This window comes from Halorubrum kocurii JCM 14978 (genome assembly GCF_000337355.1).
In the GTDB taxonomy this organism is placed as follows: Archaea; Halobacteriota; Halobacteria; order Halobacteriales; family Haloferacaceae; genus Halorubrum; species Halorubrum kocurii.
Genome location: NZ_AOJH01000082.1, coordinates 20,134 through 36,661, shown reverse-complemented (window position 1 = coordinate 36,661; position 16,528 = coordinate 20,134). Strand labels below are relative to the sequence as shown.

Below are 16,528 nucleotides of genomic sequence, written 5' to 3'. Positions count from 1 at the left end.
TCTCGCCCGGTGCGTCATGTCTGATACAGACCCGTCGACGACGGCAGACCCGTCGAGAACGCTCGACCGAGACACGGTCCGATCCGCCAGCCGCATCGCCCTCGCGGCGGGCGCGCTGGTCGCCGTGCTGTACCTCTTCACCCTCTTGCCGGGGATGCGCCGGATCGTCCCGTTCACGCCGGTGACGTTCGCCGCGGCCGCGACCGCGGTTGCGACCGTCGCCGCCGTCGCGCTGCTGGCCGTCGCCGCGCCGAAGTTCGCGTCGCTGACGCGGCTGACCCTCCACCGCAGCGGCGCCGCCGAGCACGTCGAGACCGTCGCCGAGAACGCCGGCGCCATGGTGTACTGGCTCGTCGTCCTCGCGGCCGTGTTAGTCGCTCACCGGGGGCTCGCCGGCGTCGTCACGCCGCTCCTCGACGGGCTGGCGTGGACCTACGACGCCGCGTTCCTGATCGCGGCGCTCGTTCCCCTCGTGTTCGTGGTGGCGCGGCTGACGGTGACGATCGACCCGCTGTCGGTTCTCGTCGCCGACCGCGTCGCCGGTCCCGAGACCGACGGCGAGAGCGCGGGGGCCGAAGCGACGCCGGTCGACGACGAGGCCGACGAGTAGGACTACGACCGGTCGTTCGTCGGGCGATCGGGACCGCCGATCCGAGAGCGTCCCAACGCGTCCCGGATCCGGAGACGTCCCCGCCCGCCGCGGATCCGGAACGTCCATACCCGCGCCGGTGAACGACCACGTATGGCGCTGACCGACGAGGAGCGGAGCCGGCTGGCGGACATCGTCCGCCTCCAGCCGACGAAGAACGGCGAGCTGCAGGACGCGTGGGAGCTCGAGAGCGGCAGCGAGGTCCACCAATACCTCGAGAACCACCTCAAGGAGTACTACTACCGCGACGACGACAGCCTGATCCGGTCGACCGCAGAGGCGAACGACCTCGTGGACGTCGAGCCCGGGATCGAGGCCGACGCCGTCGCGAAGGGCGGCGCGCCGGAGACGATCCGCGTCCCCGAACTGGAAGCGCGGGTGTTCGAGGTCGTTGCCGGCCCCGAGGAGCGGTCGCAGTCGGTCGTGGCCGTGCTCAACGCGGTCCGCGAGGCGTACGACCTCGACCCCGACGTCGACGAGGTGCGGCGCGCCCTCCGGAGCCTCGAACGCAAGAACGTCGTCGAGGTCGTCTACCGGACCGTCCCGACGTTCAGGCTGGCCGTCGAGCGCGACGCGGTCACCGTCGAGATCGCCGAGTGAACCGCACCGGCTCCGGTTTCTCGACCGCGGGACCGATCCGCAACGCTACCTTATAAGCCGCCGGGGGCGGAACCGTCTCGGTAATGCTACAGGGGGTCAACGTCGCGCTCGGCGTCTCGGGGAGCATCGCGGCGGTGAAGGTCGTCGAACTCGCCCACGAACTGCGCCGCCGCGGCGCGAGCGTCCGCGCCGTTATGTCCCCGGCGGCGACGAACATCGTCCACCCGTGGGCGGTCGACTTCGCGACCGACGAGCCCGTCGTCACCGAGATCACCGGCGACGTCGAACACGTCGAGCTGTGCGGTCGGGAGGGGTGGGCCGACGTGCTCCTGCTCGCGCCCGCGACCGCGAACACCGCGGGGAAGGTCGCGGCCGCGGTCGACGACACCCCGGTCACCACCTGCGCGACGACCGCGCTCGGCGCGGACGTGCCGGTGGTGATGGCGCCGGCGATGCACGAGCCGATGTACGACCACCCGGGCGTCCTCGACGCGCTCGACCGACTGGAGTCGTGGGGCGTGTGGTTCGCGGACCCTCGGATCGAGGAGGGGAAGGCGAAGATCGCCGCCGAAGAGGAGATCGTGACGGAGGTCGCTCGCGCGACGACGCCGCAGTCGCTTTCGGGGACCCACGTCGTCGTCACCGCGGGCGCGACGAAAGAGCGGATCGACCCGATCCGGATTCTGACGAACCGGGCGTCGGGGAAGACGGGCCGTGCGGTCGCCCGGGCGCTCTACGTTCGGGGCGCGAGCGTGACGCTGGTCCAGGACGGTCCCGACGTCCCCTACGCCGACGTGGTCGCGGTCGAGACCGCGACGGAGATGATGGAGGCGTGTCGCCGGACCGCGGCCACCGCCGACGCGCTGGTCTCCGCGGCGGCCATCTCCGATTTCACCGCCGACGCGGTCGACGAGAAGATTCGCTCCGGCTCGCCCCTGTCGGTCGAGCTGGAGCCGACGCCGAAGCTGATCGACTCGGTTCGGGAGGCGTACCCTGACCTCCCGATCGTCGGGTTCAAGGCCGAGACCTCCGGGGACGACGACGCGATGGTCGCGGAGGCGGAGGGGATCCGGGACCGCGTCGGGCTCGCGTTCGTCGTCGCCAACGACGCGAGCGTGATGGGCGACGACGAGACCCGCGTCCTCCTCGTCGGCGACGAGGGGGATGCGGTCGAGGAGGCCGCCGGCTCGAAGGACACCGTCGCCGGGCGGATCGCCGACCGGTTGGCCGCGGAGCTCGGGCGATCCGCGTGAGGACGTACGGAGCCGCTGCGGCGCCGTCTCCCCCCTCACCGTCCCGGAACCGTCGCGGATACAAACTGTTTTGAGGCGGTAGGGAAAGGATCGAGACAGAGACACACATGTGCATAGAACCGGCGAAAGTCGGCTCCGTCGGAGGTGTGGTGGGTGGCTGACACCGACGCCGATGGCGACGACGCCGCCACCGGTGGCGAGGGCTCCGACACTGACCCCGTCGACGGCGCGGAACCCGAGTCGCCGCCCGCGCCGACCGGCGGGCTCGTGGTGCCCGTCGAGCCGACGCCGACCCTCCGTGCGACGATCGCGTACGCGGTCGAGGCGGCCGTCGACGAGGGGTTCTCGGCGGTCCACCTCGTTAATATCGCGTCGTGGCGCAACGGCGACCCCGGCACCGACGACCGGGCGGCGTCGGCCGAGCGCGTCCTCGAGCGCGCCGAGGCGTGGGCGACCTCCGACCTCGACGACATCGACGGAGAGCGCCCCCCGGTGACGGTCGTGACGGCGGTGATCGGTGCCGACGAGTACCTGTTCGGGCCGGACGACTACGTGGATGTCCTCGCCGCGTACGCCGAAGGAAACGACGCCGACGCGGTGCTGCTCGATCCGGAGTACACGCCCGTCGGCAACACCACGCTGCTCCAGCCGTTGGAGTTCGCGCTGTCGAACACTCCGCTGACGGTCGAGACCGCTCCGGTGGCGCGGCCGAGTCGACGCGAGCGGCTCCGGACCGAGGCGACCGGGAGGCGCTTCGTCGCGATGTTCGGCCTCTCGCTGGCCTTCTACTTCCTCCTCGGCGACCCGCTCTACTGGTTCGACTGGGTGACCGGCGTCGCGACCGCGGCGATCGTCTCGATCACCCTCTCGCGTGTCAGTATCGACGTCGAACCCTCGATGCCGCGGACGCCGATGCGGATGCTCCGCGGTCTGATCTACGTCCCGGTCCTCCTCTACGAGATCACCAAGGCCAACGTCGAGGTCGCGCGCGTGATACTGGACCCGCGGCTCCCGATAGAGCCGTCGATGAACCGAGTCCGCGTGATCGTCGGCAGCGGGCTCCCGCTGATGACGCTCGCGAACTCGATCACGCTGACTCCGGGGACGCTGACGGTTCGCGCCCGGGACAGCGATCTCTACGTCCACTCCCTCATCCCGTCGGCCCGCGACGGGCTCTTCGACGGGTCGCTCGAGCGCTGGACGCGGTTCGTCTACTACGGGCGGGCGTCCGCGCGGCTCCCGACGCCGCGCGAGCGCGACGACTGCGCGATCCTACAGGGGCCGGACGCGACCGAAGAGCTGCCGATCGCTGCGGCCGACGGCGGAGAGTCGCGCGCTGGCGGCGAGACCGCGACCGCGGGCGACGGCGACTCACCGGGCGAACGCGGCGACGAGGACGACGAGACCCCGGAGGTGACCGACGCGTGAGCGTCGTCGACGCCGCGCTTGTGGCCGGCTACACGGTCGGCGACTTCCTGCTGCTCGCGGCCGCGGGGTTCACCGTGCTCGCGATCGGGATGCTCTACCGGGCGGTGAAGGGCCCGACGATGCAGGACCGGGTGCTCGCGGTGAACGTCCTCGGGACGAACACCGTCGTCATCCTCGCCATGCTGAGCGCCGCGCTCTCGGAGCCGACGTTCCTCGACATCGCGTTGGTGTACGCCCTGCTGAACTTCCTGATGGCCATCGCCATCTCGAAGTTCACCGTCGAGCGGGGTGGTGTGCTGTGATGGACGCGCTCGGAACCGCCCGCGTGGGGCTCGTCGTCGCCTTCACGCTGCTCGGGCTGTTCTTCTCGTTCGTCTCGATGACGGGCGTCCTCCGGCTCCCGGACGTGTACTCGCGGGCGCACACCGCCTCGCAGGCGGACACGCTCGGCGCCGGCTTCGGGCTGGCCGCGGTGGCGTTCGCGGTCGGCTGGGAGGCGGCCGGCGTCAAGAGCGTTCTCCTGCTGTTCTTCATCTTCGTGACGAATCCGACGGCGGCCCACGCGATCGCTCGGGCCGCCTTCGAGGAGGGGACCGTGCCGTGGACCGAGGGGGACGATCGCCGATGACGGTCTCCGGCTTCGCCTCCCCGGTCGTCGCGCAGGTCACCGCGGTCGAGGCGAGCCTGCTCGCGTTCGTCGTGTTCACGGCGCTGGCGACCGCGCTCGCCCGCGACGTGCTCGCGGCGGTCATCGTTTTCGGGGCGTACAGCCTCGGGATGGCCGCGCTGTACACGTTTTACCGGGCGCCCGACGTGGCGCTGACGGAGGCCGCGATCTCCGCCGGCGTGACCACCCTCCTGCTGCTGTTGACCCTCGCGAAGACGACCCGGATCGACCACGAGGCAGCCTTCGAGTCGGTGAACCTTCCCGCCGCGGGCGCCGCCGGGTTCCTGTTCGTCGGACTCCTGCTCACCATGGGGGACATCCCGGCGATCGGGTCGCCCGACGCGCCGGTCTGGTCGAACCCGGACGTGAGCCAGTGGTACCTCGCGGAGTCGTACGCCCAGACTCACGTCGAAAACACCGTGATGGCCGTGCTGGCGGCGTTCCGCGGGTTCGACACATTCGGCGAGGCGGTCGTCGTCTTCGCCGGCGGGATTGCGGCGCTGATCGTGCTTCACCGGGAGGTGTTCGCATGAGCGACGCCGTCGACGACACCGACATGACCGACACACCTGCCGATCCGACCGGTGACAGCGAGGCAGACGAGTCCCCTGACGCGGACGGCGACCGGGACGATACCGAACCCGACCTCCCGCCGCACCGCGCCGCTTCCCGATCGGGACGGCTCGACTCCGAGACGCGGCAGGGGACGCCCTACACCGAGAGCCAAGTCATCATGCCGACCGTGAAGGTGGTCACCCCGTTCGCGTTCACCTACGGCCTCTTCATCACCTTCCACGGGAGCGGCTCTCCGGGCGGCGGGTTCCAAGGCGGCGCGATCATGGCCGCCGTGGTGTTCATGATCGCGTTCGCGTTCGGCATCGAGGCGACGCGCGACTGGCTCGCGAACACGGTCGTGGTCGCGCTCGCGGTCGGCGGCGCGCTCGCGTTCGCCGGCATCGGGCTCGTGCCGGTCGCGCTCGGCGGGGCGTTCCTCCAGTACGACCTTCTCCCGATCCCGATCCTCGATCCCGTCAAGTACGGGATGGAGGGCGTGGAGATCATCGGGATCGCCCCCATCGTGAGCGGCGTGCTCATGGGGCTGTTCTTCCTGCTCGCGAGCGGGTTCGACTCCGAGGGGAGCGGGTTCGGAAACGGCTCGATCGACGAGGACGGTTCGATCGACGAGAGCGAGCCGATCGAGGAGGGGGGCTCTCTCGGGGAGGGCGCGGCCGACGCCGGAGGTGACCGATGACCGGCGCCGTTCTCGACGCCGCGGCCGGCTCCGCCTCCGCCCTCGCTTCGGTTCTCGCGTCCGGGGCGGCGACCGCCTCGGCGCTCGACGTGTTGACGACGAGACACGCGTACGTCGCGTTCGCGCTGCTGTTGTGTATCGGACTCTACATGATGATCGCCAACCCCAACCTCGTGAAGAAGATTATCGGCCTCAACCTGTTCCAGACGGCGATATTCCTGCTGTTCATCACCTCGGCGTACGTCGAGGGGGGCGCGATCCCGATCGTCCCCGAGGGCGCGGCCGAGACGGGGACGTTCGTCAGCCCGCTCCCGCACGTGATCGTGCTCACCGCCATCGTCGTCGGCGTGAGCCTCACGGCGGTGGGGCTCGCGCTCTGCATCCGCATCTACGACGAGTACGGGACGCTCCGGACCGACGTGCTCAGAGGCCTCATGCGCGACGAGGGGTCGCTCCCGGAGCGCCCGGCGGTCGGTGGAGGTGACGCCGATGAGTGACGTGCTCCTCCCGGTGGCCATCACCGTCCCGCTCGTCGCGGCGACGCTCCCCCTCGCGCTCGGGCTGAAGTACGAGAGCGCGGGCTGGCCGGTGGCGGCGGTCGCGACGACCGCCCTCGCCGGGCTCACGGGCGCAATCGGCCTCGAAGTGGCGCGTGGCGGAGCGCTCTCGCACGCGCTCGGAACGTACGAGCCGCCGGTCGGGATCGAGCTGGTCGCCGACGAGCTGTCGGTGGCGGTGCTCGCGTTGGTCGCCGTCGTCTCGCTGGCGACGCTCGCGTTCGCGCGCGTCGCCGGCCCGCGAGGCAATTCGTTCTACAGCGGGTACCTGCTGTTGGTCGGCGGGCTCACCGGGCTCGTGCTCACCGGCGACCTGTTCAACATGTTCGTGTTCCTGGAGATCGTCGGGATCTCCACGTACGCGCTCATCGCGGCCGACCGGTCCGGCGCGAGCGCGTACGCCTCGCTGAAGTACCTCGTGGTGGGGACGGTCGGCGCCTCGCTGTATCTGCTGGGCGTCGGCTACGCCTTCCTCGCGACGGGGACGCTGAACATGCTCGACATGCAGGTGCAGATCGTCGAGCAGGCGAGCTACGCCGACCCGCTGATACGCGCGAGCTACGCGCTGATAGTCGCGGGGCTCGGGCTGAAGGTCGCCGTGTTCCCGATCCACGCGTGGCAGCCGGACGCGTACCAGCGCGCGCCGGACGCGGTGACGACGATCGTCGCGGCGCTCGTGTCGACCGCGAGCGCGTACGCGCTGATGCGGGTGTCGTACACCGTTTTCACCGTCGACTTCCTCGCGGCCAACGACGCGATCACGACGGGCATGCTGATCGTCGCCGGCGCGTCGATCCTCGCGGGCTCCGCGCTCGCGGCGATGCAGTCCGACCTCAAGCGGATGTTCGCGTACTCGTCGGTCGCCCAGTTCGGGATGATCGTCGCCGCGATCGCGCTCGCGAACGAGACCGCGCTGCTCGGCGGGATCGTCCACCTCGTCGGTCACGGCCTGCTGAAGTTCGGGCTGTTCCTCGGGATCGGGCTGCTGGCGCTCGGCTACGGCGCCCGCGAACTCGACGATCTCGCGAGCGCCGCCCGCTCCGCGCCGTACACGGCCGGGGCGGTCGCCCTGCTCGGGCTCGGGCTCGTCGGGATCCCGCCGTCGATCGGCTTCCTCGGGAAGTGGTACATCGGCGTCGGTGCGGTCGAGTCGAGCATGGCCGGGGGCGACCCCGCCGGAATCGGGATCGCGGCCGTGATATTCGTCAGCACCCTGTTCACGCTGTCGTACGTCGCGCGGGTGATAGAGCGGTTCTACTTCGCCGGCGTCGGTCTGCCGGGCGGCCACGGCGCCGAACACGACGAGAGCGGTCACGGTGACGTCGGCGGCCACGACGACGCCGACCGCGGCGTCGCGGCCGACGGCGGTCGCGAATCGGCGACCGGAGACGACGGCCCCCTCACGCCCGTCGAGGGGGCGCCTCGGTCGCGGCTCGTGCCGGACCGCGTGCCCCCGGCGTCGCTCGCGATCCTGATCCTCGCGGCGTTCACGACGATCGCGCTCGGCTTCGGCGGCTACGCGCTGTTCGAGTGGTTCGACCCGTACCTCACGGAGGTGTTCGCATGACTGACGTACCCATAACCGATCTACGCCCCCTACTGGCGGTTCTCGTCTCGTTCGTCGCGGCGTTCTTCATCGTCGCGTCGCACCGTTCCCCGGACGTCCGCGAGGGGTGGACGATCGCGGCGGCGGTCGCGAAGTTCGCGATCGTCGCCTCGATGCTGCCGGCCGTCCTCGACGGCGCGGTGTTCGAGACCTCGCTCGGGACGTTCCTGCCCGGGATCGAGTTCGCGCTCCGCGCGGACGCGCTCGGGATGCTGTTCGCGTTCCTCGCGAGCGGGCTGTGGATCGTCACCTCCTTCTACAGCATCGGCTACATGCGCGGCAACGACGAGACGAACCAGACCCGGTACTTCGCCGCGTTCGCAGTGTCGCTGTCGGCGACGATGGGGATCGCGTTCGCGGGCAACCTCGTGACGATCTTCGTGTTCTACGAGATCCTCTCGATCGCGACGTACCCGCTCGTCGCCCACGACGAGACCGACGAGGCCCGCGCGGCGGGGCGGAAATACCTCGCGTACACGATGTTCGGCGGCGGGGTGCTCGTCCTCGCCGGGACCGCCCTCGTCTACCTGATCGCCGGCAACGTCTCGTTCACGGCCGGCGGCATCGAGGAGCTGGCGAACGCCGACCCGGGCCTCGCGATGCTCGCCTTCTTCCTGCTCGCGATCGGGTTCGGCGTCAAGGCCGGGATCATGCCGCTCCACCAGTGGCTCCCCGAGGCGATGGTCGCGCCGACGCCCGTCTCCGGGCTGCTCCACGCGGTCGCGGTCGTCAAGTCCGGCGCGTTCGGCGTCTCGCGCGTCGTCCTCGACGTGTTCGGGCCGGAGCTCGTCTTTAATCTCTCGCTCCCCTTCGGCTTCTCGGCCGGGCTCGTGCTGTCGACCATCGGAGCGATCACGCTGACCGCGGCCTCGATCATCGCCATGCGGAAGGACCACCTGAAACAGCGGCTCGCCTACTCGACGGTGAGCCAGCTGAGCTACATCATCCTCGGGCTCGGGCTGTTCGGCTGGTACGGGCTCGTCGGCGCGCTGCTGCACATCCCGGCACACGCGTTCATGAAGCTCACCCTGTTCTTCTGCGCGGGGAACCTCCACGTCTCGACGCACACCGACTACATCTCAGAGATGGCGGGGATCGGAAAGCGGATGCCTCTGACGATGGGGGCCTTTACCGTCGCCTCGCTCGGGATGGCGGGGATCCCCTTACTCGCCGGCTTCGTCAGCAAGTACTACATGCTGATCGGCGGGATCCGGATGGGCGCCGAGCTCACGCCGATCGCCTACTACCTCGTCGGCGCGCTGCTGCTCTCGGGGGTGCTCAACATCGCGTACTTCTGGCCGGTGATCTACACCGCCTTCTTCGAGGCGGAGGACGCCCACGACGCGAAGCCGCTCGTCGACTTCCGGCTGGGCGGCGAGTCGCGGTCGACGCTGCCGGCGACGGACGGTGGCCGCGCAGCTGACGACGCGGCGACGGACGGGGGCCGCCCGGAGGACGGAGATGAAGAGGAAGACGCCGACGAGACCGACATCGACGACGTCGTCGAGAGCGCCGAGGGCGACTCGGCGGTCGACGCCGAGGACGCCACCTCCGCCGGCGACGACGCGGAGGTGCCGGACGACTCCGACATCCCCGACGCGGAGATGGACGACCTCCCGACCGACGAGGAGGGCGTGGTCCGCCCGGACTTCGACACGAGCGACCGGGACTTCTCCGAGCCCGCGGAGCGCGTCGACACCGGCGACTACGCGGTCGACTCGCGCCCCTCCGACGCCGACGTGCCGTTCGGCGTGGGTCGCGGCGGCGACGCCGCGGGGGACGACAGCGGGCCGGACGACGCCGACGGCGACCGCGATGAGACCGCTCACGACGACGGCGAGTCCGGCGATCACGCGGACCACGACGACGCGAATCGTGACGACGCGGACCACGACGACCACGGTCACGCCGGCGGGCCGCCCGCGGGCGGTTGGGAGCGAATCGACGGCCTCGACGCGCTCCGCGGTCACGAGTCGACGTGGTTCACGCTCGGGCCGATCCTCACCGCGATGGGGCTCGCGGTGTTGCTCGGCGTGATCCCCTACGAGATGGGCTTCCTGGAGCTGGTCGAGCTCATCGTGGACACGCGGCTCCCCGAGGGGGTGATGCGGCCGTGAACTCGATACTCACGTCGGTGCCGCCGTACGTGCTGCTCGCGTTCGCCGCGCTCGCCGTGCTCGCGCTTCCGCGCCGGCTCGGCCACGCGGCGGCCGCGCTGGCGACGACGTTCACCTTCGCGCAGGCGGTTCTGCTCGGCGACGGCGGGACGGGCGCGCACCTCGCGACGCAGTTCCTCGGCTTCGACGTGGTGTGGTTCAACGTCGACCAGTTCTCGCTGCTGATGGGCGTCGTCGTCGGCTTCCTCGCGACCGCGGCGGTGCTGTACGCGTACGGCACGGAGGCGCCCACGTGGGTGACGTCGTTCGCGCTGATCTACGTCGCCACGACAGTCGGGACGATCTACGCCGGCGACTGGCTCACCCTGATATTCTTCTGGGAGCTGATGGCCGTCACCTCGACGCTCCTGGTGTGGCAGTACGGCGGGGCGGCGGTGCGGGCCGGCTACCGCTACGCGCTGTTCCACGGGATCGGCGGGACGTTCCTGCTCGGGGCGGTGGTCGTTCACTTCGCGAACGCCGGAACCTTCCTGTTCTCGGCGACGACCGGGATCCACGCCAGCGCGGCGCTGCTCGCGGCGATCGGGATCGGCGTCAACTGCGGGTTCATCTTCCTGCACACGTGGCTCCCCGATACCTACCCGCGCCCGCACGTCGCGGCGTCGGTGTTCCTCTCGGTGTTCACGACGAAGACCGCGGTGTACGTGATGTACCGCGCGTTCCCCGAGGGCGGCATGTGGCTCGCGTACCTCGGCGGCTTCATGGCCGTCTACGGCGCCTTCTTCGCGCTGCTGCAGTACGACCCGCGTCGCCTGCTGTCGTACCACATCCAGGCGCAGGTCGGCTACATGCTCGCGGGGCTCGGGCTCGCGACGCTCGCCGCCCCGAGCGGCGAGTTCGCCGTCACCGGCGGGTTCGCGCACCTGTTCAACAACGTCCTCTACAAGAGCCTCCTGTTCATGGCGGTCGGCGTCGTGATCTACCGGACTGGCGTCGAGGACATCCGGGAGATGGGCGGGCTCTGGCGGGTGATGCCGGTCACGTTCCTCGTCTACGTCGTCGGCGCGGCCTCGATTACCGCCGTGCCGGGGTTCAACGGGTTCATCTCGAAGGGGATGGTGATCGACTCCGCACACGAGGTCCACAACTACGTGCTCCTGCTGGACAGCGGGCTGCTCTGGTGGCTCCTGATCCTCGGCGGCGTGGGGACGTTCATGTCGTTCATCAAGCTCGGCTACTACATGTTCTTCCACGGCTCGGCGACGCTGACGCCGAAGGACGCGACGCCGTTCCAGACCGCCGGCATGGTGCTCGCCGGCGGGGCGTGCGTCTTCTTCGGGGTGTTCTACTACCAGCTGATCGAGCTGATGCCGTTCACGGAGATCATCCTCGGCGAAGATGTGTACTTCAAGCCGTACAGCACGAGCCACCTGACCGAGAGCGCGGCGCTGCTCGTCACCGGGTTCGTCGGCTTCTTCACGCTGAAGCGCCCGCTCGGCTGGCTCGCGCACCGGATGCCGGACGTCGACGCGGTGACGTACCCGGCGGTGTTCTACCTCGCTCGCGGGTCGATCTGGGGCGTCACCGAGCTGTGGGCCGCCGTCGACCGCGCGGTGATGGGGACGATCGCGACCGCCGAGTGGACGGGGATGCACCCGCGGGAGGCGCTCGCGCGCGCCGGCGTCGACGTCGAGATCCGGACCGGTATCGGCCGGAGCGTCCTCTTCTTGACGCTCACTGCCGGGGTCGCGCTGTTCGTGTTCGTGCTCAGCTAGCGCGGCGCGAGCCGATTTATAAGTCCCGGCGGGCCGCCGCGACCGACAGCGCTCGCTCGCGAGCGCAGTTATAAACTCGTCGCCGATCGGACCCGTGAGTTCTTATTCCCCGAGCGGTGACGGACGGCCATGTTCACGGAGCGGTCCGACCTCGTCGCGGACGACGACCCCGTTCGGGGCTACGGCGTCGCGGTGACGCCCGGCCGGGAGGGGCCGCTCGTCTTCGTTGCGGGGTACGGAGAGCCCAACCGACTGTACGCGCGCGACGGCGACCGCTTCGTCGACACGGCCTGCGGCATCGTCGCGGACGGGACTCGCCACGGGATGGGCGTGTGCGCGGCCGACCTCGACGCCGACGGGTGCGAGGAGGTGTACGTCCACAACTGCACCAAGGGCGTCGACGGCGGCGGCGATCCCGACCTCCTCTTGAATCGGCTCGAGTCCGAGCGGTACCGCTGGATCGACCTGTTCGCGCTCGACGTGAACGCGGACCGGCTCGCGGTGCGCGCCGGGCGGTCGGTCGCCGCGCTCGACCGCCTCGGGACCGGCCGCTACGGCGTCGCCGTCTCCGGGTACGCGGCGCCGCTCTCCTTCTACGAGATCGGCGACGACGGCGAGATAACGGACATGGCCGACGCGGTGGGGCTGGAGGTCGACGGGGGGTGTCGGTCGCTGCTCGCGGTCCCGCACTGCTCCGGCGAGGGGGACCTGTTCGCCGGCGTCGAACGCGGCCCCAACCGGCTGTTCCGGAACGACGGCGGCCACTACGACCGCGCCGACGGCGACGCCGCACTCTCCGACCCGGCCGGCGACACGCGGGGGGCCGCCCTCGTCGACGAAGGCGGGCGGTTCGCGTTCGCGGTCGGGAACGAGAGCGGCCCCAACCGGCTCCTCCGTCGGGCTCCCGATGAGCGGTTCGTCGACGCGGCGCCGCCCGCGCTCCGCGACACGGGTCGCGTCCGGACAGTCGTCGCCGCCGACTTCGACAACGACGGCCGCGAGGAGCTGTTCTTCAACGCCTCTGGGGAGCCCAACCGCCTCTTCGCGCGCGACGGTGAGACGCCGCGGGGCGAGGACGCCGAAGGCGATCGCGGCGCGCACTGGCACCGGGTCGATCCGGGGCCGGCCGCCGAGCCGGACGGGTTCGGGACCGGCGCGGTCGCGGCCGACATCGACGGCGACGGCGTCCTCGAACTGATCGTGGTCCACGGCGAGGTCGCGGCCCAGCCGATCACGGTGTACGAGGATCCGACCGCCGCGGCCGCCGGATGGCTCCGCGTCCGCCCGACCACGCGCCACGGGGCGCCCGCACGGGGCGCCGTGGTCCGGCTCGAGACGACCGACGGCGTCCAGCGCCGCACCGTCGACGCCGGCGGCGGCTGCCTCTGCCAGACGGAGCCGGTGGCGCACTTCGGGCTCGGCGGGGCGACCCCGGTCCGCGTCGACGTTCGGTGGCCGGACGGCCGCGATCGGACGCTGTCCGACCCGGCCGCGAACGCGGAGCTCACGGTCGAACACCCCTCGCAGACCACGGGGTCGGCCGGGGGGCGACGCGGGCGAGCCGACGGGAGCGGCGGCCGCCCCGTCGGTCGATGACCCGGGGTCGAACGGCCAGAACTGCCGCCCTTCGCGGGTTCAAGTGTCCGGAGGTGTACGGACGGGTATGGTAGATCCGACTTCCGACCTCGAGGAGGACGTCGACGAGGAGTCCGCGCCGCGCTGTGTGACCTGTGGGGAACCGGCGCTGGGCTCCGGTCGGCGGACGGTGACGTGGGTCGAGGGTGACGACGCGGTGCATCGACACTTCTGCTCGCAGGCCTGTCGAAGCGACTGGGCGGACGAGCGGCCGTCGGCGGAGCGCTGACCACCGGAGCCAGCGGGAGCGGTGGGACGGACCGCGACGCGGGAGGCTTTTTCACGACGGGGGTGGTACCGGGAGGTATGATATCGCTCGACGAAGCCGTGACGGCCCGACTGGAGTCGCACGGCGAACGGTTCGAGGTGCTGATCGACCCCGACGCCGCGCTCGCGATGAAACGGGGAGAGTTCGAGGGTGAGCTGGAGGACGTGATCGCCGCCGAGGACGTGTTCGAGAACGCGTCTCGCGGCGATCGCCCGGCCGAGGAGGACCTGGAAACGGTGTTCGGCACGACCGATCCGCTCGAGATCATCCCGGAGGTCGTCGATCGCGGGGAGATCCAGATCACCGCCGAGCAGCGCGAGGAGATGCTGGAACGGAAGCACAACCAGCTCGTCACCACCATCACGCGCAACGCCGTGAACCCGCAGATGGACGACTCGCCGCATCCGCCCGAGCGCATCGAGCGCGCCCTCGACGAGGCGGGGTTCCAGGTCGACCCGATGGAGCCGGTCGAGAACCAGGTCGACGACGCGCTCGAAGCGCTCCGCCCCGTGATCCCGATCCGCTTCGAAGAGGTGACGATGGCGGTCCAGCTCCCGGCCGACTACGCGGGCTCCGGACAGGCACAGATCCGCGAGTTCGGCGACCTCGAACGCGAGGAGTGGCAGAACGACGGCTCCTGGGTCGGCGTGCTCACCTTCCCCGCCGGGCTCCAGAACGACCTCTACGACCTCGTCAACGAGGTCACGTCCGGCGAGGGCGACGCCCGCGTGATCAAGGACAAGGACGAGCTGCGGACGCGCTGAGCGGGCGAGCGAGTTCGGACACGCTTTTCGACCGACCGGCATAGTACCGCATCCGGGAGGTTGATGCCGGCTCCCGTTCCCCTTCTCCCATGCACGAGCGCGCGGCGGAGTTCGCGGAGCTGGCCCGGGACCGACACGGCGTCGACCTCGACGTGCTGGAGTTCGACGCGGGGACGGAGACGGCGGCCGCGGCCGCCGACGCTGTCGGCTGTGACACCGCGGCGATCGCCTCCACCATCGTGGTGTCGCTCGCGGAGCCGGAGCGGGAGACGGGGCCTGAGAACCTCGTCGCGGCGATCACCAGCGGCGCGAACCGGCTCGACCTGGACGCGGTCGCGGAGCTGTTCGGCGCGGCCTCGGCGGAGATGGCGGACCCGGGGCGGATCCGCGAGGTCGTCGGCTGGAGCATCGGCGGCGTTCCCCCCGTCTGTCACGACGCCGCGCTCCCGACGGTCTTCGATCCGACGCTCGCGAGCTACGACACCGTCTACGGCGCGGCGGGGACGCCGAGCGCGGTGTTCGCGATCGATCCGGACGACCTCGCCGACCTCGCCGGCGCGACCGTCGTCGACGTCACCGAGTGAGCGTCCGTTCGTGTTGAATTGGGATCGGCGTCGGGCGAGTCAGCGCCGACCGAGTCAGTGCCGACCGAGTCAGTGCCGACCGAGTCAGCGCCGACCGAGTCGCTCCCGGACAGATCTTCGCAAAGCAGAGCGGCTCCGAGCGATCGCCGCCGGGGGCGGTGCCGCCGGAGTTCCGACGCCGAGTTGTTAATCGGCGGCGCTCTCCGCGCCCGATTTATTAATTTAGAGTTGTGAAATAACAACCTTTTTCTGTTAATCCGCGGTATCGATCGGTATGACACACTCACGACGGTCGGTGCTGCGGCGCGGCGCCGGGCTCGCGGTGGCTGGATCGGCGGCGTCGTTGGCGGGCTGTTCCGACGCCGCGAGCGGCGGGTCGGGGGAGTTCGACTCCGGCTACGCCGCCTTCTTCACGCTCCACGACTGGGCGAATCAGGTCGCCGGCGACCACGCGACGTTCGAGGACCCGGTCGACGTGGGACGGCTCGGCCACGGGTGGAACCCGGACGGGAATCTCGCGGCCGACGTCGCGTCGACGGACGCGTTCGTCTACCTCGACAGCTCGGAGTTCTCGTGGGCGCAGGACCTCGCCGCGACGCTCGAAGACGACTACGACACGGTCGCCGTGATCGACGGGCTCGACGGGCTGGAAGACGACCTCCTCGGCTGGGACCACTCGCACGAGGAGGAGGGAGAGAATCACGAGGAAGACAGTCACGACGAGGAAGACAGTCACGACGAGGAAGACGGCCACGACGAGGAGGACGATCACGACGAGAGCGGTCAGTACGACCCCCACGTCTGGGTCGATCCGGTGCTCGCCGCCGACGTCGTCGACACGATCGCCGCGGGGCTCGGCGAGGCGGACCCGGACAACGCCGACGATTACGCCGACAACGCCGCCGAGTACGCGACGGAGCTCGACGCCGTCGACGACGCCTTCCGGTCGATCGCCGAGAACGCCGCGCGCGACGTGGCCGTCATGGCGGGACACAACTCCTTCCAGTACCTGGAGGCGCGCTACGGGTTCCGCCTCCACTCTCCGGTCGGGGTCTCCCCACAGAACGAGCCGACCCAGAGCGAGATCGCCGACACGATCGAACTCGTGAACGATGCGGGGATCGACGCGGTGCTGTACGATCGCTTCGAGTCGTCGACGCTCGCCGAGTCGATCGTCGAGAACAGCGACGCGACGGAGGCGATCCCCGTCTCGCCGGCCGGAGGGACGACCCGCGAGTGGAACGACGCCGGGTACGGCTACCTCGAGCAGATGACCGAGATCAACGTCCCCGCCTTCGAGCGGGCGTTCGACGCGCAGTGAGCGGGACGGGCGGCGAGCCGCCGGCCGGACCTGAGGCGCGACGACGGACTAA

Annotated in this window: 17 protein-coding genes; all 17 read left to right on the top strand. The window is 70.4% G+C overall.

The genetic code is table 11. The features are described from left to right. Positions 1–16 precede the first annotated feature (16 nt). Positions 17–610, top strand: a complete 594-nt coding sequence (locus C468_RS13190; protein ID WP_049912221.1) for a hypothetical protein — start codon at positions 17–19, stop codon at positions 608–610. A 132-nt stretch (positions 611–742) separates the two neighbouring features. Continuing rightward, the gene (locus tag C468_RS13185) at positions 743–1,249 is read left to right on the top strand and encodes a DUF5797 family protein (RefSeq protein WP_008849398.1); all 507 of its coding nucleotides are present in this window, start codon (positions 743–745) and stop codon (positions 1,247–1,249) included. A gap of 83 nt (positions 1,250–1,332) precedes the next feature. Then, positions 1,333–2,502 (top strand): bifunctional phosphopantothenoylcysteine decarboxylase/phosphopantothenate--cysteine ligase CoaBC, encoded by a 1,170-nt coding sequence (gene coaBC / locus C468_RS13180; RefSeq protein WP_008849397.1) that lies wholly within the window; start codon positions 1,333–1,335, stop codon positions 2,500–2,502. A 153-nt stretch (positions 2,503–2,655) separates the two neighbouring features. Continuing rightward, positions 2,656–3,930, top strand: a complete 1,275-nt coding sequence (locus tag C468_RS13175) for a monovalent cation/H+ antiporter subunit E (RefSeq protein WP_008849396.1) — start codon at positions 2,656–2,658, stop codon at positions 3,928–3,930. Next, complete coding sequence (locus C468_RS13170) at positions 3,927–4,232, top strand: cation:proton antiporter (protein WP_008849395.1); 306 nt, start codon at positions 3,927–3,929, stop codon at positions 4,230–4,232. The genes C468_RS13175 and C468_RS13170 overlap by 4 nt, the downstream gene beginning before the upstream one ends. Then, on the top strand, positions 4,232–4,558 hold the full coding sequence (mnhG, locus tag C468_RS13165; protein WP_008849394.1) for a monovalent cation/H(+) antiporter subunit G: 327 nt from the start codon (positions 4,232–4,234) through the stop codon (positions 4,556–4,558). Before C468_RS13170 ends, mnhG begins: the two co-directional genes overlap by 1 nt. Continuing rightward, positions 4,555–5,130 carry a DUF4040 domain-containing protein gene (locus C468_RS13160; RefSeq protein WP_008849393.1) on the top strand — a complete coding sequence of 192 codons (576 nt, stop codon included), beginning with the start codon at positions 4,555–4,557 and terminating at the stop codon, positions 5,128–5,130. The genes mnhG and C468_RS13160 overlap by 4 nt, the downstream gene beginning before the upstream one ends. Further along, on the top strand, positions 5,127–5,849 hold the full coding sequence (locus tag C468_RS13155) for an MnhB domain-containing protein (RefSeq protein ID WP_008849392.1): 723 nt from the start codon (positions 5,127–5,129) through the stop codon (positions 5,847–5,849). The genes C468_RS13160 and C468_RS13155 overlap by 4 nt, the downstream gene beginning before the upstream one ends. Further along, entirely contained in the window at positions 5,846–6,346 is a 501-nt protein-coding gene (locus tag C468_RS13150; protein WP_008849391.1) for a cation:proton antiporter subunit C, read from the top strand. The genes C468_RS13155 and C468_RS13150 overlap by 4 nt, the downstream gene beginning before the upstream one ends. After that, positions 6,339–7,973 carry a proton-conducting transporter transmembrane domain-containing protein gene (locus C468_RS13145; RefSeq protein WP_049912225.1) on the top strand — a complete coding sequence of 545 codons (1,635 nt, stop codon included), beginning with the start codon at positions 6,339–6,341 and terminating at the stop codon, positions 7,971–7,973. The genes C468_RS13150 and C468_RS13145 overlap by 8 nt, the downstream gene beginning before the upstream one ends. Further along, positions 7,970–10,129 (top strand): cation:proton antiporter, encoded by a 2,160-nt coding sequence (locus tag C468_RS13140; RefSeq protein WP_008849389.1) that lies wholly within the window; start codon positions 7,970–7,972, stop codon positions 10,127–10,129. The genes C468_RS13145 and C468_RS13140 overlap by 4 nt, the downstream gene beginning before the upstream one ends. Next, positions 10,126–11,904, top strand: a complete 1,779-nt coding sequence (locus C468_RS13135) for a Na(+)/H(+) antiporter subunit D (RefSeq protein ID WP_008849388.1) — start codon at positions 10,126–10,128, stop codon at positions 11,902–11,904. Before C468_RS13140 ends, C468_RS13135 begins: the two co-directional genes overlap by 4 nt. Before the next feature lie 129 nt (positions 11,905–12,033). After that, complete coding sequence (locus C468_RS13130; RefSeq protein WP_008849387.1) at positions 12,034–13,500, top strand: CRTAC1 family protein; 1,467 nt, start codon at positions 12,034–12,036, stop codon at positions 13,498–13,500. A gap of 67 nt (positions 13,501–13,567) precedes the next feature. Further along, on the top strand, positions 13,568–13,768 hold the full coding sequence (locus tag C468_RS13125; RefSeq protein ID WP_008849386.1) for a DUF7576 family protein: 201 nt from the start codon (positions 13,568–13,570) through the stop codon (positions 13,766–13,768). 77 nt (positions 13,769–13,845) lie between these two features. Beyond that, the gene (locus C468_RS13120; RefSeq protein ID WP_008849385.1) at positions 13,846–14,571 is read left to right on the top strand and encodes a ribosome assembly factor SBDS; all 726 of its coding nucleotides are present in this window, start codon (positions 13,846–13,848) and stop codon (positions 14,569–14,571) included. A gap of 89 nt (positions 14,572–14,660) precedes the next feature. Beyond that, positions 14,661–15,155, top strand: a complete 495-nt coding sequence (locus tag C468_RS13115; RefSeq protein WP_008849384.1) for a YbaK/EbsC family protein — start codon at positions 14,661–14,663, stop codon at positions 15,153–15,155. Positions 15,156–15,429: 274 nt separating this feature from the next. Then, complete coding sequence (locus tag C468_RS13110) at positions 15,430–16,476, top strand: metal ABC transporter substrate-binding protein (protein ID WP_049912220.1); 1,047 nt, start codon at positions 15,430–15,432, stop codon at positions 16,474–16,476. Positions 16,477–16,528 lie beyond the last annotated feature (52 nt).